Genomic DNA, 21,519 nt, shown 5'->3' on the forward strand with positions numbered 1-21,519 from the left:
CCGCCGTACCTCCGCCCCGCTCCCCGACTCCGCGATGATCACCATCGCCGCGTATGAGAATCTGCCGGGCGCCCCGCACCCTATGGCGGCCGTACGGGCTTGACTGCGGGAGCGCGGCATCGACTGGATGCCGCTGCGGGACGGCGACATCTGCTGGGGTCTCGCGTGTGGACCGGGCCCGGACGGCCGATGGCACGGCTGGTACACGGTGCGGGTCCGCGCGGATGCGCTGCGCCCGCTCGGACTCCACCCCGACCAGCCCGCCTCGAAGATCGTCGGGCCGTCCAGGCCGGGTTGGTGGTACGCGGCGGCGGCGCGGGCCGCCGAGTGGCGTCAGGGTTCCCAGTCAGGCGGATGGGCTCCAGCCGGGCTGTACGCCGATGGCAGTGGCCCGGCGCATCGGGAAGACATCACCCCCTCCCCGGGTTGGTAGAAGCATGAACTACACCGACGGGGTGCGCGAGATCGAGGTCGTGGTGATCGGTGCCGGGCAGGCGGGCCTGGCCGCCGCCTTTCATCTGCGGCGGGTCGGTTACGAACCGGACCGGGATTTCGTCGTCCTCGATCACTCCCCGCGCCCCGGTGGCGCCTGGCAGTTCCGCTGGCCCACGCTGACGTACGACAAGGTGCACGGTATGCACGCGCTGCCGGGCATGGTGCTGACGGATGCCGATCCGGGGCGCCCGTCGTCCGAGGTGATCGGCGGGTACTTCGACACCTACGAGCGGACCTTCGGGCTGCGGGTGCACCGGCCGGTGAGTGTCCTCGCGGTGCGCGCGAGCGGTGGGGGAGGGCGGCTGCTGGTGGAGACCTCGGAGGGCGGCTACGCGCCGCGGGCGCTGATCAACGCGACCGGGACCTGGGACCGGCCGTTCTGGCCGCGCTTCCCCGGGCAGGAGACCTTCCGGGGCCGTCAACTGCACAGTTCGCAGTACGACGGGCCAGAGGGGTTTCGTGATGCGCGGGTCGTGGTGGTGGGCGGTGGGACCTCGGCTGTACAGCAGCTGATGGAGATCGCCCCGGTCGCGGCCGCCGCGACCTGGGTGACACGCCGGCCGCCCGTCTTCCGGGAGGGCCCGTTCGGTGAGGAGCAGGGCCGGGCCGCCGTCGCCCTCGTCGAGCAGCGGGTCCGGGAGGGCCTGCCGCCGCGGAGTGTGGTGAGCGTGACCGGGCTGCCGATGACCGAGGCGGTCCGGCGGGCCCGTGAGAGCGGCGTACTGGAGCGGCTACCGCTCTTCGACCGGGTGACACCGAACGGCGTGACCTGGGCGGACGGGCGGACCGTCGAAGCGGACGCGATCCTCTACGCGACGGGCTTCCGCGCCGCCATCGACCATCTCGCCCCGCTGAAGCTGCGCGAGGCGGGCGGCGGCATCCGGATGGAGGGCACCCGCGCCCTGCGCGACGCGCGGGTGCACCTCGTCGGTTACGGGCCGTCGGCGAGCACCATCGGCGCCAACCGGGCGGGCCGGGCCGCGGTCCGCGACATTCGCCGGCTGCTGGCCGAAGACTCTCAACTCGCCTATGGTGCAGCGGTCTTGGAACGCAACTTCGCCTCGTAGGACGAGGCCGCGTGCTCCACCAGACCGATCAGCACCTCCTTGCAGGACTCGCGTTCCCGGGCGTCGCACAGCACCACCGGGGTCCCCGGGTCGAGGTCCAGGGCCCGTGCCACGTCCTCGGCCCGGTAGGAGCGGGCGCCGTCGAAGCAGTTCACGCCCACGACGAACGGGATGCCGCGGTGCTCGAAGTAGTCGATGGCCGCGAAGCTGTCGGCGAGCCGCCGGGTGTCGGCGAGCACCACCGCGCCGAGCGCGCCCTGCGCCAGCTCGTCCCACAGGAACCAGAACCGGTCCTGGCCCGGCGTGCCGAAGAGATACAGCGCCAGGTCGTCGTGGATGGTGATCCGTCCGAAATCCATCGCCACGGTCGTGGTCGTCTTGTGCTGGACCCCGTCGAGCCGGTCGACCGGCCGTCCGGCCTCGGTCAGCCGCTCCTCCGTGCTGAGCGGGCGGATCTCGCTGACAGAGCCGACGAGGGTTGTCTTGCCCACGCCGAACCCCCCGGCCACCAGGATCTTGAGGGCCATGAACGAGTCAGAGCGCGCGGAGTCCATCGATCACTTCCCTGAGAATGTGCGCATCGGGCAACTGGGCGGGCGGTACCGGGCGGTTGACATGGATCAGGCCCTCGGCCAGCAGATCGCTCAGCAGCACCCGGACCACACCGAGCGGCAGCCCGGAGTCGGAGGCGACCTCGGCCACCGGACGGGGGCGTTCGGCGCACAGCGCGTGGATCGCATACTGCTCGGGCGACAACGCGGAGCCCTCGCCGTCCGGGCCGGGCAAGGAATCGGCATGCACCACGGCCATCAGATCGAAGGCCGCGCTGCCCGGCCTGGCCCGCCCGGCGGTCATCGCGTAGAGCCGGACCATCGGCCCCGCCTCGTCGTCGTACCAGTGGGGGGTGGAGTCGGTCATCTGCGGCCGATCATTCCACTCCGGCGCGCTCGGGTGTCCCGAGGTGGGCGCCGACCCGTTTGACCAGCCGGGCCATCTCGTAGGCGACCAGGCCGATATCGGCCTCGGCGTCGCCGAACACCGACAGACACGATCCGTCGCCGGCCGCCACGACGAAGAGGAAGCCGCCCTCCAGCTCGACCATGGTCTGGATGACCTGGCCGGCGGCGAAGTGCCGGCCGGCACCCTTGGCGAGGCTGTGGAAGCCGGACGCGATCGCCGCGAAGCGCTCGCTGTCGTCACGGGTCAGTCCGGTGGAGGTGCCGACGGCCAGGCCGTCTCCGGAGAGCACGACGGCGTAGCGGATCTCCAGTACGCGGGACACCAAGTCGTCGAGAAGCCAGTTGAGTTCGCCGGAAAGGTGCTGGTCGCCGGTCATCGTGTCTCTTCTCGTCGTGGGGAGTTCCCGGTCGGCTCGGCCGGCTCGGCCGGCCCGTTCGGCTGCGGCGGGTGCTGCGCCGGACGCTCTTGCTGTGTCGTGGTGGCGGCGCGGCCGCGGGCCCAGCCGGCGCGCAGGGACGCCATGGTGGCGCGGGCCTGCTCGGGAGAGCGGTGCGGTGGCGGCGTGCCCTGTGCGTGCGGGACCCATGCGGGCTGCTCCGGCGGGCTCTGCTGCAGCTCGGGCGCGAGGTTCGCCTGTCGCACCCGGCGCGGCAGGCCGGCGGGCATGGCCTCCTGGGGGGCTGCGGCGGCCGGGGCGGTCGGCGCGGCGTCGGAAGCTTCCTGTCCAGCGGCTGACCGTTGGCCGACCGACCGTTCAGCAAGTGGCCGTTCAGCGAGCGGCCCATCCGGCCCGTCTCCCGGCTCCGCGCCCACGGGCGGCTCCGGCGGTACGGGCGGCAGCGCGGGCAGCGGCCGGGGGACGGACCCGAGCGCCCGGCGGGTGGCCGGCCGCGGACGGTGGAACATCGAACCGCTCTCCTCGTCCGCCCCTACGGCTGCCGGATCCTCGTCGCCCTCCTGGGCCAGCAGGGCTTCGGGCAGCAACACGACGGCGGTGACGCCGCCGTACGCCGACGGCTGGAGGGTCACCTTGACCTTCTGGCGGTGGGCGAGGCGGTTGACCACGAAGAGGCCGAGCTGCTCGGTGTCCAGCAGGTCGATCTCATCGGCGTCCTGGATACGGCGGTTGGCCTCGTCGAGCGCCTCCTTGCCCATGCCCAGCCCGCGGTCCTGGATCTCCAGGGCGATGCCGGCGCCCACCCGCTCGGCACGGACCTGCACCTTGGTGTGCGGGGGCGAGAACATCACGGCGTTCTCGACCAGTTCGGCCAGCAGGTGGGTGCAGTCGGCCACCGCGCCGCCGGTGAGCCGTTCGTCGGCGACGGTGTGGATCTCGACCCGGCGGAAGTCCTCGACCTCGGCGACGGCGGCGCGCACCACGTCCAGCAGCGGCACGGGGTTGCGCCAGCCGCGGCCGGGGGCGGCGCCGGAGAGGATGATCAGGCTCTCCGCGTGCCGCCGCATGCGCGTGGTGAGGTGGTCGAGCCGGAAGAGGTCCTCCAGTTCCGCCGGGTCCTCGGTTCGGCGTTCCATGGTGTCCAGCAGGGCGAGCTGGCGGTGGAGCAGCAGCTGGCTGCGCCGGGCGAGGCTGACATAGACACCGGAGATGCCGCTGAGCGCCTCGGCGCGTTCGGCCGCCGCCTTGAGCGCGGCGCGGTGCACGGCCACCAGGGCCTCGCCCACCTGCCCGACTTCGTCGCGGCCGGTGCTGCGTTCGCCGAGCGGTGCGACGGCGTCGATGTCGACGGGCTTGCCCGCGTGCAGCCGGCGCATGGACTCGGGCAGATCGCGGCCGGCGACCCGGAGCGCGGAGTTGCGCAGGTCCTCCAGCTCGACGACGAGCCGTCGGCCGATCTTGACCGAGATGAGCAGCGAGAGCAGCACGCCGGCCAGCCCCAGGACCACGGCGAGGCCGGAGCCGCCGAGGGTGTCGAGGGACAGCGGGTCGGTGTGCCGGGTCGCTCCGCTGGTCGCGTTCTGCTCCGCGGTGCGCAGGTCGCGCAGGACCGTGCCGCTCGCGTCGCTCCAGTGGGCGGCGGGGACGGCGGTGGCGGCCCGGGTGCCCGCGCCGGCGTCCCGTACGGCGTCCTCGGCGGCGCGCAGATCGCGGTACGCGGGGCCGTTCAAGATCCGGCGGTAGGCGTCGGCGTCATCGGGGCGCAGGTCGTCGACGGCGGTGGTGAACAGTTCGCGCTGGGTGTGCGCGGAGCCGGTGAAGGCGTCGAACCGGTCGCGCGACATCCGTCCGGCGGCCTGGGCGGCGCCGAAGGCCGCGTCCTCGCGGGAGATCGCCTCGCGGGCCCGGGAGAGTTCCAGGACGACACGGGCCTCCGAGTACGCCGCCGGCTTCTCCAGGCCGGTCAGCGAGCCGACGGTGGCGAGGGCGTGCTCGATGGTGTCGGTGTAGCCGCGGACCGTGCGGTCCGGATCGGCCTTGCCATGGGCGTCCTGGGCGCGCAGCGCGGCCAGTCCGCCGGCGTCGTGCATCAGGGTGTCGATGCGGGCGGGCAGATCGCGGACGACGGTGGCCACGTCGGCGCTGCCGGCGTTGACGCCGTCCCGGAGGGCGGCCGCGGCGGAGTCGGTGTCCCGCTGCCGGTCGCGCAGCTCCTGCTGCGGTCCGGCGCCCGGGGAGGCGAGGGCGCGGGCCGCGGCGCCGCGCTCCTTCTGTACGGCGTTGACGAAGTCGCCGATCGGCGTGAGGAGGGTGGCGTCGATCACCTTGAGCCGGTCGAGATCGGAGACCTGCTGAGCGGTGGTGACCGTGGCGAAGGCCCACATGGCGATCAGCGAGACCACGGGGACCATGAGCAGTGCGACGATCTTGGCCCGTACCGAGCGAGGCATCAGGCGGAAGTCGTAATTCGCTCCCGATTTCCTGGACTTGGGGGCTACGGGCAGCGCGTGTCTCGGTCCGGTGGGCGGTCTCATTTCCCCTTCGGACCCGGAATGGCCCGGGGTCTGTCGTACGTGCATGAATTCCTCAATAGGTCAGGAAGTGGTGGGGAGTTCGGATTCGCGGAACGACTCGGCGGAGGCGGATGCGGCACGCTCTCGGGCGGTCGGCGACAATGCGACAAAGGCCACTGTGAGGAAGAGAAATGAGCCGAGTGCGACGGCCAGCGGAAAGATGAATTCCATTGGGGTGACGCCGTCCACGGGCGCCCGACTGGGCGTCAGTTCGATGCGTACGGCGCCCATTCCGGTGTAGTGCATGCTGCTGACGGCGAGCCCCATCACCAGGGAGGCGAGGGCCGCGCCGACCGCGCCGCGCACATTGAGCGCGGCCCACAGCGCAGCCGTCGCCGCGCCGGCGGCGATGACCACGGAGAGTGCGACCAGGCCGGGATCGAAGCCGACGTGCCCGTGCAGGCGCATCGCCGCCATGCCCAGGTAGTGCATGGCCGCGACACCGACGCCCGTGCCCAGGCCGCCGAGCAGCAACGATCGCAGCCGGGCGGCGCCGTAGCCGACCGTGAAGACGCCGGCGCCGACCACGACCATGGCGACCAGCAGGCTGAGCACGGTCAGCGGGACGTCGTAGCGGATCGGGCTGCCGGTGACGCCGAAGCCGAGCATGGCGATGAAGTGCATCGTCCAGATGCCGGAGCCGATGGCGATCGAGGCGGTCAGCAGCCAGTTGCGGCGCGAGCGGCCGTCGGCGGACAGCGCCCGCACGGTGCAGCGGAGCCCGAGAGCGGATCCTACGCACGCCATCGCATAGGCGAGGACAGGGGATACCCAGCCCGCGCTGAAGTGTTGCATGTGGCCCACGGAGTTTCCTTTCGCGTATTCGGTTCGCGGCGACGGACGTTAGCAGGTGATCGTCTTGTGAATTTCGGACACGGACGCAGATCGATTCGGGCGAAAATGCGGGTCCCCTGACGCACCGTTTCGTTACCGGCGAGTTCTGTTAGCCAACCTCCGGGTAAATGTCCGTCATTGCCCGGCACCGCACTGCTGATTACGCGTCAATTCCGGATGGCTGGCGCCCGGTCTGCGAATTGGCAATGAGATCGACAATGAGAAAGGTCACGCGCGCCGTAGCCGCCATGCCCGCATATGCCCGGCACGCACCCGCAAAAGGGAAAAGACCACCAGAGGGGTCGGTTCAGAATTCAACCACCAGTTCGGACATCAAACGTTTACACGAGCGAAAACGAACGCGAGAACGAGTGTTCACTGGAAAGCGTGATCGATACGGGAAGGGCTTCCGGAAGCACACAGCGTCAGGTGATGCTTACGGGGCGCAAGCGGCGGGCTGCAGACCGTTACAGCGCCTCCGGTCGACATCCCTTGCTGGGCCGGAGAGTTGGTCCCACATCGCATGACTTTCTCAAGGAGAACACCCCAGATGGAGAACATCCTCACCAGCGTGATCGCCGGCATCGTCGAGATCGTTGGTTGGCTCGTCTGACGGACTGCGCAGCAAAAGGCGCCGCTCCTCCCTGTCCCGGGAGGGGCGGCGCCTTCCGTCTCCGGGCAGGACGGCTACTTCTCCAGCTTCTGCCGCGACGTCTCCGGCAGCGTCAGATAGACGCAGAACGACACCATGCACAGCACGGCCACGTACCAGGGGAACAGACCGGCGTGCCCGGCCTGCTGGAACCAGGTGCCGACGTACGGGGCGGTGCCACCGAAGAGGGCGACGGTGAGGGAGTACGGGAAGCCGATGCCGGCCGCCCGCACCCGTGCGGGGAACACCTCGGCGTTCACCGCCGCGGCAACCGCGGTGTATCCGGTCAGCAGCACCATGCCCGCACACTGCACCAGCAGCAGCGAGACGAATGCGTCGGTGACCAGGTGGAGCAGCGGCACTGCCAGGACGGCGAAGCCCAGCGCGAAGCCGAGCAGCAGCGGTTTGCGGCCGATACGGTCGGAGAGCATGCCGCCCAGCGGCTGGAGCAGGGCGAAGAACGCCAGCGAGATGGTGCCGACGGTGAGCGAATCACCCTTGTCGAATCCCACGTTGACCTGCGCATAGGTGGGCAGATAGGTGGTCCACGTGTAGTAGGCGAGGGTGCCGCCCGCTGTGATGCCGCAGATCAGCAGGGACTGGCGGGGGTAGCGGCGCAGCCCCTCGAAGAGGCCCGGTCGCGCGGCCGCCCGCTGCTCGGCACTGCGGGTCTCCTGCGCACCGTGCCGGACCCACAGCCCGACCAGGCTCAGCAGCGCGCCCACGAGGAACGGCACCCGCCAACCCCACTGCCCCATCTGGCTGTCGCTGAGCAGCGCCGCGAGCAGCGCCGCCGTCCCGGAGGCCAGCAGCTGGCCGATGGTCGTCGAGACGTACTGGAAGCTGGAGAACAGCCCGCGCCGGCCGGGTCCCGCCGATTCGACGAGGAAGGTCGTGGAGGCCGCGAACTCGCCGCCCACCGAAAGGCCCTGCACCAGGCGGGCGATGACCAGCACGATCGGGGCCAGCACGCCGGCGGCAGCGTAGGTGGGGGTGAGCGCGACGAGCAGGCTGCCGCCGCCCATCAGCAGGATGGTGAGGGTCAGCGCGGCGCGCCGGCCGCGCCGGTCGGCGATCGCACCCATCAGCAACCCGCCGACCGGCCGCATGAAGAAGCCCACCGCGAACACGGCGAAGGAGGACAGCAGCGGCACCATGGAGTTGCCGGTGCCCTTGGGGAAGACCTGCTCGGCGAAGTAGACCGCCAGAAAGGAGTACGCGTACCAGTCGTACCACTCCACGGCGTTGCCGACCGAGGCGGCGGCCAGCTGCCGCAGCTGCGATGCCGGCCGGGCGCCCTCGGGCACCCGGTCCTGTTTGGCTATGCGTTCCGCACCCGACATGGTCCTCGCTCCCGGTTCTTCTCCTGGGCCTGCTGCTGGGGCAGGATGATCCGACACGTGATCATGACCCGGTGAGGTGGCCGGCCGCCAGAGGCCGCGGTGGCCGAAAGGAGAGGGCAACGTGCGTGTAGCACTGTTCGTCACCTGCATCAATGACGCGCTCCAGCCGCGGACGGGACAGGCGGTGGTCACGCTCCTGGAACGGCTGGGGGTGGCTGTCGACTTCCCCGCCGAGCAGACCTGCTGCGGCCAGCCGCAGTTCAACACCGGCTACCGGCATGCGACCGAGCCGCTGGTCCGCCGCTTCGACCGGGCGTTCCGGGACTACGAGTACGTGGTGACCCCGTCCGGATCATGCGCGGCCATGGTGCGCGACAACTACCCGCGGATCGGAGCGAAGGCAGCGGCCGAGGGGCGCGGCCGGGAACTCGCGGACATCGCGGCGGCCGCGGTGCCCAAGACGTACGAGCTGACCGAGTTTCTGGTGGATGTGCTGAAGGTGACCGATGTCGGGGCGTACTACCCGCATCCGGTCGCCTATCACCCGACCTGTCATGGTCTGCGGATGCTGGGCCTGGGCGACCGCCCGCGGCGGCTCCTCGAAAACGTCAAGGGCCTGGAGCTGCGCGAGCTGCCCGGCGCCGAGGAGTGCTGCGGTTTCGGCGGCACCTTCGCGGTGAAGAACCCGGCGGTCTCGGCCGCGATGGGCGCCGACAAGGTACGCCATGTGATCGGGACCGGCGCCGAGGCGGTCTGCACCGTCGACAACTCCTGTCTGCTGCACATCGGGGGCACCCTCGCACGGCAGGGCGCGCCGGTCCGCCCGGTCCATATCGCCGAGATCCTGGCCAGTACGGAAGCCGGTACAGAAGCCGGTACAGAAGGGAGCGTGCGATGAGCGGCACCTACCTGGGCATGCCCGCGTTCCCCAAGGCCGCGGCCGTCTCCACCCGCGACACCCGGCTGCGCGCCAACCTCACCCACGCCACCCACACCATCCGCGACAAACGGGCCCAGGCCGTCGCCGAGTTGGACGACTGGGGACGGCTGCGGGCCGCGGGCGCCGCCATCAAGGACCGTACGCTGCGCCATCTCGATCACTACCTGGAGCGGTTGGAGTCCGCGGTCACCGACGCGGGCGGGCAGGTCCACTGGGCGGCGGACGCCGACGAGGCCAACCGGATCGTCACCCGGCTGGTGCGGGAGACCGGCGAGACGGAGGTCGTCAAGGTCAAGTCGATGGCGACGCAGGAGATCGGGCTGAACGAGGCGCTGGCCGAGGCCGGTATCCGCGCGTACGAGACGGATCTGGCCGAGCTGATCGTGCAGCTCGGCAACGACCTGCCGTCGCACATCCTGGTCCCGGCGATCCATCGCAACCGCTCCGAGATCCGTGACATCTTCCGCCGGGAGATGGGGAGTTGGGGCCGTCCGGCGCCCGAGGGGCTGTCCGACTCGCCCGCCGAGCTGGCCGAGGCCGCCCGGCTGCATCTGCGGGAGAAGTTCCTGTCCGCCAAGGTCGGGATCTCGGGCGCCAACTTCATGGTCGCCGAGTCCGGCACGCTGGTCGTCGTCGAGTCCGAGGGCAACGGCCGGATGTGCCTGACCCTGCCCGAGACGCTGATCTCCGTCGTCGGCATCGAGAAGGTCGTACCGACCTGGCAGGACCTGGAGGTCTTCCTCCAGCTCCTGCCGCGTTCCTCCACTGCCGAGCGTATGAACCCGTACACCTCGACCTGGACGGGGACGACGGACGGCGACGGTCCACGGACCTTCCATCTCGTGCTGCTCGACAACGGCCGGACCGACACCCTCGCCGACACCGTCGGGCGGCAGGCGCTGCGCTGTATCCGCTGCTCGGCATGTCTGAACGTGTGCCCGGTCTATGAGCGGGCCGGCGGGCATGCCTACGGATCGCCCTACCCCGGCCCGATCGGCGCCATCCTCACCCCCCAACTCCGCGGCATCACGCGGCCGTTGGAAGCCTCGCTGCCCTACGCGTCATCCCTCTGCGGGGCCTGCTACGAGGTGTGCCCGGTCGCGATCGACATCCCCGAGGTGCTGGTACACCTGCGGGAGCGGGTGGTGGAGGGCGGCCCGGTGACCCGGGGCGGCGTACGCACCGTACTCAAACCGGCCAAGGGGCACGCCGCGGAGCGAGCCGCGATGCGCGCGGCGGGCTGGGCGTTCGACCATCCGGGCGCGCTGCGCGGCGGTATGCGGCTGGCGGCCCGTACCCGTCGGCTGCATCCGCGGCGGCTGCCGGGGCCGGGACGGGCGTGGTCGGACACCCGCGATCTGCCGACGGTGCCCGCCGAGCCGTTCCGCGACTGGTGGCAGCGCACCAGAGGCGAACAGGTCCGGGGAGAAGGGAACACCGAGTGAGCGAGCGCAGCGAGCGAACCATTGGGAGGTGCGCGCCTCGCGAATGCGAGGCCGAGTGCAGCGAGGCTTCGGCATGAGCGGCCGGGACGTGGTGTTGGCGCGGGTGCGCCGGGCGTTGGCGGATGTTCCGCGCGGCGAGGGGCCCGAAGACCCGCCGGTCGCACGCGACTACCACGCGGAGCACGGCTCCCGTACGACGGCGCAGACCGTCGACCTGCTCGCCGAGAACCTCGCGGACTACCGGGCGATCGTGCACCGCAGCGACGCCGACGGGCTGCCGCGGCTGATCCGGCGGCTGCTGGCGGAGCGCGGCGCACAGACGGTGGTGGTGCCGCCGGGCCTGGACCCGCGGTGGATGTCGGCGGCCGACGCCACCCACATCGACGACAGCACGGAGGCCACGGCACATGAACTCGATGCCGTGGACAGCGTGGTGACGGGCTGCGCGGTGGCCATCGCGGAGACCGGAACCCTGGTGCTGGACGCGAGTCCCGACCAGGGGCGGCGCAGGATCACTCTCGTCCCCGACCACCACATCTGTGTCGTACGCGTCCCGGAACAGGTCGTCGGCTCGGTGCCGCAGGCGCTCCCGCGGCTGGCCCCGGACCGCCCGCTGACCTGGATCTCCGGCCCGTCCGCCACCAGCGACATCGAACTCGACAGGGTCGAGGGAGTGCACGGGCCGCGCACGCTGGAGGTGATTCTGGTCGGCCAGTGAGACCAACCGGCCTGCCTCGGAGCTGAGCGCACACGGCGTAGCCGACGAGGCTGACCCTCGCATGGGTAGGCATCCGATGCGTACGAAGCCCAGGGGTCTGGGTAGCCCTCCCGACCGTCGGCAGACTCTCCTTCATCAGCACGGAGCTGATGACAGAGAGGCGGCAGCATCATGAACGACCAGGTGAACAGCAACTCCCCGACTTGGAACGCTGGTTGGGCCACCGCCGTCCAGCGGCCCAGCGTGGGCTTCCACAAGAACTGGGCCGAGGAGGGCTTCGAGGACCAGACCGTACGTCAGATCGTGCGGGTCACCGGCTCCGGTACCTCCGCCCGGATCAAGCTCTCCAACCGCTACGGGACCACCCCGCTGGAGGTTGCGGGTGCCGCGATCGCCCGTACGGACACCGGCGCGGCCGTGCACGACGGCACGGGCCGCCGGCTCACCTTCGACGGTGCCACGTCGGTACGGATCCCGGCGGGCGGCGAGGTCTACAGCGATGCCGCCGAGGTGAGCGTGACGGCGTTCGAGTCGCTCACCGTGTCGCTGTACTTCACCCGGCCGACCGGGCCGGCCACCTTCCACGCCCAGGCGTTCGCCACCGCCTACCGCGCCACGGGCGACCAGCTCACGGCCGCGGATCCGGCCGTGTTCAGCGAAACGACGCTGTCCTGGTACTACCTCGCCGCGGTCGAGCTGGCGGACGGCGGCGAGGCGCGCGGGGACACGGTGGTGCTCTTCGGCGACTCGATCACCGACGGGTTCTCCTCGACCGTCGACGGCAACCACCGCTACCCGGACGCCCTGGCCGAGCGGCTGGCCGCCCAGGGCACCCCACGCCCCGTGCTCAACCTCGGTATCGGCGGGAATCTGCTGCTCAACGATTCGGCGTGGTTCGGCGACCGGGCCGGTGACCGATTCCGGCGGGATGTACTGGACCAGCCGGGTGTCCGCTCCGTGGTCGTACTGGTGGGGCTCAACGACATCGGCTTCAGCGAGATCGATCTTCCGACGTACAAGCCCAATCCGGATAACTCGGCCGCTGAACTGATCGCCGGATACCGCGAGTTGATCGGCATGGCGCATTCGGCCGGTGTGCGGATCACCGGGGCGACGATCATGCCGTTCAAGGGGTCGGAGTACCACACGCCGACCGCCGAGGCGAAGCGCCGGGAGGTCAACGCCTGGATACGCACCTCGGGAGAGTTCGACGCGGTCGCCGACTTCGCCGCGGCGCTCGCCGACCCGGCCGATACGGACGCACTCGCGCCCGCCTACGACAGCGGCGACCGCAAGCACCCGAGCGACGCGGGCTACCGCGTGATGGCCGCCGCCGTCGACCTCGCCGCGCTCTGAAAGCCGAGCTGGCCCGTACGGGATGGGGTGCGGCGGCCTCCCGACCACCGAACAGGCCGCCGCGAAAGCGACCTTACCCGTCGGTTACTTACCGGGTCATCACCTGATCGTCGGCCGGGGTGAGGTGTGTGTCACCCATCTCCCCGTCACCCGGTACTCGTCGCGCATCTCGCCGCACCAATGCCGCATACCGCCCATCCGCAGCGAGCAGCTCCTCATGCGTCCCGCGCTCGGCGATCCGGCCCGCGTCCAGGACGACGATCTGGTCGGCGTCGCGGACGGTGGAGAGGCGGTGCGCGATGGTGAGGGTGGTACGGCCCTCCGAAAGCGCGTCGATGGCCTGCTGCACGGCGTGTTCGGTGCGGGTGTCGAGGGCACTGGTGGCCTCGTCCAGGACGAGTACGGGCGGGTCGCGCAGGATGGTGCGGGCGATGGCCAGCCGCTGTTTCTCGCCTCCGGAGAAGCGGTAGCCGCGCTCGCCGACGAGGGTGTCATAGCCGTCGGGCAGGGCGGCGATGTGGTCGTGGATCTGGGCGGCCTTGGCGGCCCGTTCGATCTCGTCGTCGGTCGCGTCCGGCTTGGCGAAACGAAGGTTGTCGGCGACCGAGGCGTGGAAGAGGTAGGTCTCCTGGGAGACCACGCCGACCGAGCGCGCGAGGGTGTCGAAGCCGAGGTCGCGGACGTCCTCGCCGTCGAGGGTGACCCGGCCCTCGGTCACGTCGTACAGCCGGGGCACGAGATAGCTCAGGGTGCTCTTGCCGCTGCCGGTCGGGCCGACGACGGCGAGGCTGCCGCCGGCCGGGATGGTCAGGTCGATGTCCCGGAGGGTGTGCGGCGCCTCGGGGTCGTAGGCGAAGGTCACACCCTCGAAGCGGATCTCGCCGCGCGGGGCGTCGAGGCGTACCGGCTCGGCGGGCTCGGTGATCGCGACCGGCAGATCGAGGTACTCGAAGATGCGCTGGAAGAGCGCGAGGGAGGTCTGTATCTGCACGCCGGTGGACAGCAGCGAGACCGTCGGCCGCAGCAGGCCCTGCTGGAGCGTCACGAAGGCGACCAGGGTGCCTATCGAGAAGGTGGGGCCGCCGAGCTGGAGGACCAGACCGGCCGCCCAGTAGATCAGCGCGGGCATGGCGGCCATGACGATGCCGATGGTGGCCATCCGCCAGCGGCCGGCCATGTTGGAGCGGATCTCCAGGTCGACCAGGCGCTCGGACTCGGTGGCGAAATTCGTGGTCAGGGAGTCGGCGCGGCCCATCGTGCGGCCGAGCAGAATGCCGCTCACCGACAACGACTCGGTGACCATCGCGGACATCGACGCCATCTGCTTCTGCCGCTGGGTGGTGATCCTCTTGCGTTCGTTGCCGACTCGGCGGCTGATCCAGACGAAGAGCGGGAGCAGCACCAGCGAGACGACGGTCAGCCGCCAGTCGAGGGCGATCATCGCGACGATGGTGGCGACGACCGAGGTCAGGTTGGAGACCAGGGAGGTCGCGGTGGAGGTGACCGTCGCCTGCATACCGCCGATGTCGTTGGCGATCCGGGACTGGACCTCGCCGGTGCGGGTGCGGGTGAAGAACGCCAGCGGCATCCGCTGGAGCTTGGCGTAGACGGCGGTGCGCAGATCGTGCATGACGCGCTGGCCGACGGTGGTGGAGAGCAGGGTCTGCAGCACACCGAAGACGCTGGTGGTCACGGCGGTGACGATCATGCCGAGGGCGAGCAGGGTGAGCAGTCCGGTGCGCCGTTCGGGGATCGCCACGTCGAGGATCTCGCGCAGCAGGAACGGCGAGGCGACGGAGACCAGTGAGGACGCCCCGACCAGCAGGCCGACGAGGGCCAGCCGGCCGCGGTAGGGGTGGAAGAGTCGGAGGATCCGCCGCAGCTGGACAGGCTGTTCGGGGTCCTTGGGCGGTGGTGTCCATTGAGGTTCGTCGCTGCGCATGGGCTCCTTCGAGGTGTGCGGAGGTGAGAGCGTGCAGGCCCGGCACGGGGAACCGGGCGGAAGCCGGTTCGGGATCCATGGAGCTTAGCTCATTGTTACCTATGCTCACAATGAACCTTGTCCTGTTATCCTCGCTCCATGTCCTCCCCCGAGCCGACGGTCAGCACCTCCAACCTCGCCGAGCAGCTGGTACGGCTGACCCGGCGGATGCACCGCGCGCAGAAGCACCATCTGGAGCACCTGGACATCGCCTGCACACCCGCACAGTCGCGACTGCTGCGGATCGTCGGCCACTACCGCGACACCCCGCCGCGGATGGCGGATCTCGCCGAGCGGCTGGAGGTGGTGCCACGTGCGGTGACGACGCTGGTGGACGCGCTGGAGGCGAACGGCGCGGTACGCCGGGTGCCCGATCCGGCCAACCGACGGGTGGTGCGGATCGAGCTCACCGACACCGGCCGGTCCACACTCCATGCGCTGCGCAGCGCGCGTCGGGCCGCCGCAGAGGACATCCTGGCTCCACTGACCGCCGATCAGCGCGAGGTGCTCGGCGGTCTGCTGTCCACCCTGGTCGACGGGCCGGGAACGCACCACTGAGCCTGCGCCGTCCGGAAGGAGTGCGTCATGCCCCTGCTGGAGCCGAAGCCCGACGCCCTGCGGCCCGCCGCCACCACCGGCCCGGCGCCCGACCGGGTGACCGACCGGCGGGCGGCGGGCACCCCCGAGCCGCTGCGCGGCGATCTCATCGCCCTGCTCGGCGCGGACAAGGTGCTCCACAAGATCTCCGACCTGGTCCGCTATGCCTCCGACGCCAGCCCGTACCGCTTCGTTCCCCAGGTCGTGGTGCTGGCCGAGGACATCGACGACATCTCCACGATCTTCTCGTACGCCCACGGCAAAGGCCGGAACATCGTCTTCCGGGCTGCCGGGACCTCGCTGAACGGCCAGGCGCAGGGCGAGGACATCCTCGTGGACGTACGACGGCACTGGGCCGGTATCGAGGTGCTCGACGACGGCGCCCGCGCCCGTATCCAGCCCGGCACGACGGTACTGCGGGCCAATGCCACCCTCGCCCGCCACGGCCGGCTGCTGGGCCCCGATCCGGCCAGTGCCATCGCCTGCACCCTGGGCGGGGTGGTCGCCAACAACTCCTCCGGGATGACGGCCGGCATCACCCGCAACGCCTACCGGACGCTGGCATCGCTCACCCTCGTGCTGCCCTCCGGCACGATCGTGGACACCGCCGACCCCGACGCGGACACGGAGCTGGCGCATGCCGAGCCCGCGCTGTGCGCCGGCCTGCTCGCGCTGAAGGCCGAGATCGAGGCGGACCCGCAGCTGGTGGCCAGGATCCGCGCCAAGTACGAGATCAAGAACACCAACGGCTACCGCCTGGACGCCTTCCTCGACGGCGCGACGCCCGTACAGATCCTGCGCGGGCTGATGGTCGGCTCCGAAGGCACCCTCGGCTTCATCGCCGAGACCGTCTTCGACACCCTGCCGCTGGACCGGCACACCTCCAGCGCACTGCTCTTCTTCCCCACCCTGCGGGCCGCGGCCGCCGCAGTGCCGCGGTTCAACGAAGCGGGCGCGCGGGCCGTGGAGCTGATGGACGGCAACACGCTGCGCGCGTCGGTGCGGGTGGCGGGGGTACCGGCCGACTGGGCGGAGCTGCCGAAAGAGACCACCGCCCTGCTGGTGGAGTTCCGGGCGCCGGACGAGGCCATGCAGCAGGCGTACGAGGAGGCGTCGGCGCGGGTGCTGGCCGACCTGGAACTGGTCGCGCCGGTCCCGTCGATCACCAACGCCTTCACCCGGGACCCGGGGACCATCGGCGGCTACTGGAAGGCCCGCAAGGCGTTTGTGACCGCCGTCGGCGGCTCCCGACCGTCCGGCACCACGCTGATCACCGAGGACTTCGCGGTGCCACCGTCCCGGCTCGCGGACGCCTGTGCCGCGCTGCTGAAGCTGCAGACCCGGCACGGCTTCGACGCCGCGGTCGCCGGGCACGCCGCGCACGGCAATCTGCACTTTCTGCTCGCCTTCGACGCGGCGAAGCCGGCGGACGTGGAACGCTACGCCTCGTTCATGGATGAATTCTGCCGATCGACCGTCGAGCGCTTCGACGGCTCGCTGAAGGCGGAGCACGCGACCGGCCGGAACATCGCACCGTTCCTGGAACTCGAATGGGGGCCGCGGGCAACGGAGTTGATGTGGCGTGTCAAAGAACTCATCGACCCGCACGGCATCCTGGCCCCGCGTGTGCTGCTCGACCGCGACCCGAAGGGACATCTGCGCGGCCTGAAGACCATCCCGGAGGTCGAGGCCCTCGCCGATCCGTGCATCGAATGCGGCTTCTGCGAACCGACCTGCCCCAGCGAGGACTTGACCACCACACCCCGCCAACGGATCGTGCTGCGTCGCGAAATGATGCGCCAGTCACCCGAATCTCCGGTGAACAACGAGCTGTTGGCTTCGTACGGCTATGACGCGGTGGACACCTGCGCCGGCGACTCGACCTGCAAACTGGCCTGCCCGGTGGGCATCGACACCGGCGCGATGATGAAGGACTTCCGGCACCGGCGGCACTCACCGCGCGAGGAGTGGACGGCGGCACAGACGGCCCGGCGGTTCAAGGCCGTCGAGAGGTCTGCGCGACTGGCGGTGGCGGCCGCGGACCGAATCGGCGACCGGCTGCTGGAGTCGCTGACCGGAGCCGCCCGCAAGGCCGTACGCCCCGATCTGATGCCGGAGTGGCTGCCGCAGATTCCCGGCGCGGCGGCCCGTACGCTGCCGCCCACGCGGAAAGTGGGCGCGGTCGCCGTCTACTACCCCGCGTGTGTGAACCGGATCTTCGGCGAACCGGCGGGGTATCACGGACCGTCCCTGCCCGAGGCCGTCGTGGCGGTGTCGCAGCGGGCCGGGCGGCCGGTGTGGATTCCGTCGGACGTGACCGGGACGTGCTGCGCCACGATCTGGCACTCCAAGGGCTACGACAGCGGCACCACGGTGATGGCGAACCGCATCGTCGAGGCGGCCTGGGGCTGGACGGCCGGCGGCCGGCTGCCGCTGGTCGTGGACGCCTCCTCCTGCACCCTCGGCATCGCCCACGAGGTCGTGCCGTATCTGACGCCCGACAACCGCGCGCTGCACGCCGAGCTGACCGTCGTCGACTCCATCGTGTGGGCCGCGCGGGAACTGCTGCCGCACCTGGAGATCCTGCACACCATCGGCTCCGCGGTGCTCCATCCCACCTGTTCCATGCGGCACCTGGGGGACGAGGAGCAGCTTCGTGAGGTCGCCGAGGCGTGTGCGCGGGAGGTCGTGGTCCCGGACGACGCGGGCTGCTGCGCGTTCGCCGGCGACCGCGGGATGCTCCACAAGGAGCTGACGGAGTCGGCCACCGCGAAGGAGGCGTCCGAGGTCACCTCCCGGCACTTCGACGCGCATCTGTCGGCGAACCGGATGTGCGAGGTCGGGTTGGATCATGCGACGGAGGGCCGAGGCTATTACTCGGCCCTCCTGGCGCTGGAGCGGGCGACCCGGCCGGCGCATGCCGCCTCGTCCGGCGATTGAGGACGAGCGCGCGTCGGCGCGCGATGGGCAACGCGACCGGTCAACGCGCGATGTGCAGTGCGACCGGTCAGCGCGCGATGTGCAGTGCGACGGCGCTCTTCGCCGGAACGGTCAGCTTCGCCTTGCCGTCGTCCCCCACGGTGACCGTATGGCCGTCACACGAGGACGGCGCGGCCGCAACGACGTTGCAGTACGTCCCACCTGGCAGCGACGTCGCAAACATCTGCGTCAGCTCGCCGTCGCCGTTGTTGATGGCGGCGAACCCCTTACCGCCCCGGCCGAACGCGATGGCGCTGCCACCGTTGTCCCACCAGTCGGTCAACTCGGCCGACCCCACCGCATTGCGGAAGCCCACCATCCCGGTGATCTCCCGCTTGGCGTGCTGCCGGGTCCAGCCGTCGGTGCCGCTGGGCGGACCCGCGTCCTTGTCGGACCACTCGTAGCCGGAGTAGACGTTCGGCGAGCCGTAGGGGGAGGCCAGCATGAAGACATTGGCGAGGGTGTAGGCCGCGCCGTCCTTATAGGTGAGCGTCGACCCGTTGCGCTCGGTGTCCCAGTTGTCGACGAAGGTACGGGCCTTGTCGCCGCTGAGCTTGCCGTCCGCGATGGACTTGAGCTGAGCGAGGTTGCCGCCCTGGAAGGCGCTCTTGAGGTGCCCGCCGTAGCGGAATTCGTCGACGTCGCCGATGCCGGTGTACTCGTCGGGCTGGACCGCCTCGCCCGATCCGTGGATGACCTCCTGCACCCAGTAGCCGGGGTCGCTCATCTTGCCCTTGATGGCGGCGAGATCGGTGGCGGACATGTGCTTGGCGGCGTCGATGCGGAAGCCGTCCACGCCCAATGACCGCAGATCGTCGAGGTACTTGGCGATGGTGGTGCGGACCGCGTCGCTGCCGGTGTCGAGATCGGCCAGGCCCACCAGTTCGCAGTTCTGGACGTCGTCCCGGTCGCCGTAGTTGGAGATGTTCTTGCGGCAGCCGTGGAAGTCCTGGTCCTGGTAGTAGCCGGGGTAGTTGTACTTGGAGTACTGCGTGCCGCCGGTGCCCGTGCCGGATGCGGCCGCCATGTGGTTGATGACGGCGTCGGCGACGACCTTGACGCCCGCTCCGTGACAGGCTTTCACCATCGAGGCGAACGCGTCACGGTCGCCCAGCCGCCCGGCGATCTTGTAGCTGACGGGCTGGTACGAGGTCCACCACTGGCCGCCCTGGATGTGCTCGGAGGCGGGTGAGACCTCGACATAGCCGTAGCCGGCGGGGCCCAGCTGATCGGTACAGGCCTTGGCGACATCGGCGTACTTCCACTCGAACAGCGTGGCGGTGACGGTCTTTTCGCCTGGTGGGGTGGCTTGTGAGGACCAGGGCGCGAGGGTGGCGAGGCCGGCCGCGGCCAGCACTCCGGCCAGCGCCCCGCCCAGCACACGGGAACGTTGCTGCATCTTGCGGCTCCTTCAGCATCGGACACGGCACGACATGCCGCGCCCTTGAGAGCAGCCACGCGCCGGGCCGCCGTGGGGGGATTCCGCGTCGGAGCCTGCCGTTCACACGTGAACACGTCAAGGTTTTAACGCAAGATGTTTCAGCGGCTTGCGAAAGAGCGAGCGTGCGGCGGGTCCGGCACCGCGACGAAGAGTCCAAGTACGCCGCACCAAGAGTCCAATTGGCCCTCTTGTGTCTCATGCCACTCAACCGCCAGGGTCCTGACCGAGGTTCACGTATGCCCGTACGCCATCCGCTCTTCTGGAGGACCGATGAACGAGGCACATCCGCAGGGCCACGGCCATGACCGCGACCGCGACGAGGCGGGCCCCAGCCGTCGTTCGGTGCTGTGGACCGCAGGTGCTGCGGGCGCCGGGCTGGGGCTCGGCGGACTCGGGGCCGGCCATGCCGCGGCGGCCACACCCGCGGCCGCCGGCGCCGCCGCGGCTCCCGAAGCCAAGGGCAAGACCATGATCGGGGTGCCGTTCGAGCGGCGCAGCACCGTGCGCGTCGGCATCATCGGCCTGGGCAACCGCGGCGGCAGCATGATCGACCTCTTTCTCGCGGTGCCGGGGGTGCGTGTCGTCGCGCTGTGCGACCCGGTGAAGGAGAAGACCGCCCAGGCCGCCAAGAAGGTCACCGACGCCGGGCAGCCCGCACCCGCCGTCTACACCAACGGCGACAACGACTTCGAGAAGCTGTGCAAGCGCGGCGACATCGACTTCGTCTACGTGGCCACGCCCTGGGACTGGCACTTCGAGATGGCCAAGACAGCGATGCTGAACGGCAAGCACGTCGGCGTGGAATGTCCGCTCGCGCTGCGCCTTGATGAGCTGTGGAAGCTGGTCGACCTCTCCGAACGCACCCGCAGACACTGTCTCCAGCTGGAGAACTGCTGTTACGGCCGAAACGAGATGCGGGTTCTGCGGATGGCCCACGCCGGCCTGTTCGGCGATCTGCTGCACGGCGCCGGCGCGTACAACCACGACCTGCGCGGGCTGATGTTCGACCCGAGCTACTACGAGGGCCCCTGGCGACGGCTGTGGCACACCCGGCTGAGCGGCGACCTGTACCCCAACCACGGGTTCGGCCCGGTCGCCAACTACATGGACGTCAACCGCGGCGACCGCGCCGTACGGATCTCCAGCTTCGGCACACCCGCACTGGGGCTCGCCGCGTACCGCAAGGAGCACATGCCGCCCAACGACCCCAGCTGGAAGGAGTCCTACATCGAGAGCGACCGGACGATCAGCCTCGTACAGACCGCCAAGGGCCGGGTGATCCGCCTGGAGCACGATGTCTCCACCCCGCACCCCTACAGCCGCATCAACAGCCTCGGCGGCACCAAGGGCGTCTTCGAGGACTATCCGGAGCGGATCTATATCGAGCCGGACCACAGCAACGACGAGTGGGGCGACTTCGCGCAGTACGCGGACTGGGACCACTGGCTCTGGAAGGACCACGCGAACCCGCCCGGCGGCCACGGCGGCATGGACTACATGCTGGTCTTCCGGCTGACGCAGTGCATCCGGCTCGGCCTCGTACCGGACTTCGACGTCTATGACGCGGCGACCTGGACCGCGCCGGTGCCGCTCAGCGATCTCTCGATCAAGGCGAACGGCGCACCGCAGGAGATCCCCGACTTCACCCGGGGGCTGTGGAAGAAGGCACGGCCGGGGATGGATTCGGAGAAGCCGGAGGAGTAGGAGCGGGTTCGGACGGTGGTTCCGGGGCCCGGCGGAT

16 protein-coding genes and 1 pseudogene are annotated in these 21,519 nt (G+C 70.3%); 9 read left to right on the forward strand and 8 right to left on the reverse strand.

Features of this window, described 5'->3' with window-relative positions; translation table 11 throughout:
* Window positions 1-127 precede the first annotated feature (127 nt).
* A pseudogene (locus tag AB0I10_RS23995) lies at window positions 128-325 on the forward strand (hypothetical protein); the annotation flags it as partial.
* A 112-nt stretch (window positions 326-437) separates the two neighbouring features.
* Window positions 438-1,562 carry an NAD(P)-binding domain-containing protein gene (locus tag AB0I10_RS24000; RefSeq protein ID WP_363154634.1) on the forward strand — a complete coding sequence of 375 codons (1,125 nt, stop codon included), beginning with the start codon at window positions 438-440 and terminating at the stop codon, window positions 1,560-1,562.
* On the opposite strand, the gene AB0I10_RS24005 is transcribed toward AB0I10_RS24000, so the two are convergent.
* The 6 genes from AB0I10_RS24005 to AB0I10_RS24030 all read right to left on the reverse strand — a co-directional run bounded on the left by AB0I10_RS24005 (window position 1,523) and on the right by AB0I10_RS24030 (window position 8,321).
* On the reverse strand, window positions 1,523-2,116 hold the full coding sequence (locus AB0I10_RS24005) for an ATP/GTP-binding protein (protein WP_363154635.1): 594 nt from the start codon (window positions 2,114-2,116) through the stop codon (window positions 1,523-1,525). The two genes, AB0I10_RS24000 and AB0I10_RS24005, sit on opposite strands and share 40 nt — an antisense overlap.
* A complete protein-coding gene (locus tag AB0I10_RS24010; RefSeq protein ID WP_363154636.1) occupies window positions 2,097-2,480 on the reverse strand; it encodes a DUF742 domain-containing protein in 384 nt (127 codons plus the stop codon). The genes AB0I10_RS24005 and AB0I10_RS24010 overlap by 20 nt, the downstream gene beginning before the upstream one ends.
* Window positions 2,481-2,490: 10 nt before the next feature.
* Entirely contained in the window at window positions 2,491-2,898 is a 408-nt protein-coding gene (locus AB0I10_RS24015; RefSeq protein ID WP_363154638.1) for a roadblock/LC7 domain-containing protein, read from the reverse strand.
* Complete coding sequence (locus AB0I10_RS24020; RefSeq protein WP_363154639.1) at window positions 2,895-5,453, reverse strand: ATP-binding protein; 2,559 nt, start codon at window positions 5,451-5,453, stop codon at window positions 2,895-2,897. Before AB0I10_RS24020 ends, AB0I10_RS24015 begins: the two co-directional genes overlap by 4 nt.
* Window positions 5,454-5,513: 60 nt before the next feature.
* Complete coding sequence (locus AB0I10_RS24025; protein WP_363154640.1) at window positions 5,514-6,296, reverse strand: MHYT domain-containing protein; 783 nt, start codon at window positions 6,294-6,296, stop codon at window positions 5,514-5,516.
* Window positions 6,297-7,013: 717 nt separating this feature from the next.
* On the reverse strand, window positions 7,014-8,321 hold the full coding sequence (locus AB0I10_RS24030) for an MFS transporter (RefSeq protein ID WP_363154641.1): 1,308 nt from the start codon (window positions 8,319-8,321) through the stop codon (window positions 7,014-7,016).
* A gap of 121 nt (window positions 8,322-8,442) precedes the next feature.
* On the opposite strand from AB0I10_RS24030, the gene AB0I10_RS24035 reads away from it, so the two are divergent.
* The 4 genes from AB0I10_RS24035 (at window position 8,443) to AB0I10_RS24050 (ending at window position 12,780) form a co-directional block, all read left to right on the forward strand.
* Window positions 8,443-9,219 (forward strand): (Fe-S)-binding protein, encoded by a 777-nt coding sequence (locus AB0I10_RS24035; protein ID WP_363154643.1) that lies wholly within the window; start codon window positions 8,443-8,445, stop codon window positions 9,217-9,219.
* Window positions 9,216-10,706: a lactate utilization protein B gene (locus tag AB0I10_RS24040; RefSeq protein WP_363154644.1), complete on the forward strand. Its 1,491-nt coding sequence runs from the start codon at window positions 9,216-9,218 to the stop codon at window positions 10,704-10,706. Before AB0I10_RS24035 ends, AB0I10_RS24040 begins: the two co-directional genes overlap by 4 nt.
* A 73-nt stretch (window positions 10,707-10,779) precedes the next feature.
* Window positions 10,780-11,424, forward strand: coding sequence for a lactate utilization protein C (locus AB0I10_RS24045; protein ID WP_363154646.1), 645 nt, complete (start codon window positions 10,780-10,782; stop codon window positions 11,422-11,424).
* A 171-nt stretch (window positions 11,425-11,595) separates the two neighbouring features.
* Window positions 11,596-12,780, forward strand: a complete 1,185-nt coding sequence (locus AB0I10_RS24050; RefSeq protein ID WP_363154647.1) for an SGNH/GDSL hydrolase family protein — start codon at window positions 11,596-11,598, stop codon at window positions 12,778-12,780.
* An 88-nt stretch (window positions 12,781-12,868) separates the two neighbouring features.
* Here the strand turns inward: AB0I10_RS24050 and AB0I10_RS24055 are convergent, their stop codons facing one another.
* Window positions 12,869-14,722, reverse strand: a complete 1,854-nt coding sequence (locus AB0I10_RS24055) for an ABC transporter ATP-binding protein (protein ID WP_363154649.1) — start codon at window positions 14,720-14,722, stop codon at window positions 12,869-12,871.
* Between the two features lie 138 nt (window positions 14,723-14,860).
* Between AB0I10_RS24055 and AB0I10_RS24060 the strand changes: the two genes are divergently transcribed.
* A complete protein-coding gene (locus AB0I10_RS24060) occupies window positions 14,861-15,319 on the forward strand; it encodes a MarR family transcriptional regulator (RefSeq protein ID WP_363154650.1) in 459 nt (152 codons plus the stop codon).
* Between the two features lie 27 nt (window positions 15,320-15,346).
* On the forward strand, window positions 15,347-18,298 hold the full coding sequence (locus tag AB0I10_RS24065) for an FAD-binding and (Fe-S)-binding domain-containing protein (RefSeq protein ID WP_363154652.1): 2,952 nt from the start codon (window positions 15,347-15,349) through the stop codon (window positions 18,296-18,298).
* A 67-nt stretch (window positions 18,299-18,365) separates the two neighbouring features.
* On the opposite strand, the gene AB0I10_RS24070 is transcribed toward AB0I10_RS24065, so the two are convergent.
* Window positions 18,366-19,736: an alpha-amylase family protein gene (locus AB0I10_RS24070; RefSeq protein ID WP_363154653.1), complete on the reverse strand. Its 1,371-nt coding sequence runs from the start codon at window positions 19,734-19,736 to the stop codon at window positions 18,366-18,368.
* Window positions 19,737-20,048: 312 nt separating this feature from the next.
* On the opposite strand from AB0I10_RS24070, the gene AB0I10_RS24075 reads away from it, so the two are divergent.
* Window positions 20,049-21,482: a Gfo/Idh/MocA family oxidoreductase gene (locus AB0I10_RS24075; RefSeq protein WP_363154655.1), complete on the forward strand. Its 1,434-nt coding sequence runs from the start codon at window positions 20,049-20,051 to the stop codon at window positions 21,480-21,482.
* The last annotated feature ends 37 nt before the right edge of the window (window positions 21,483-21,519 follow it).

The organism is Streptomyces sp. NPDC050636 (genome assembly GCF_040654775.1).
GTDB lineage: Bacteria > Actinomycetota > Actinomycetes > Streptomycetales > Streptomycetaceae > Streptomyces.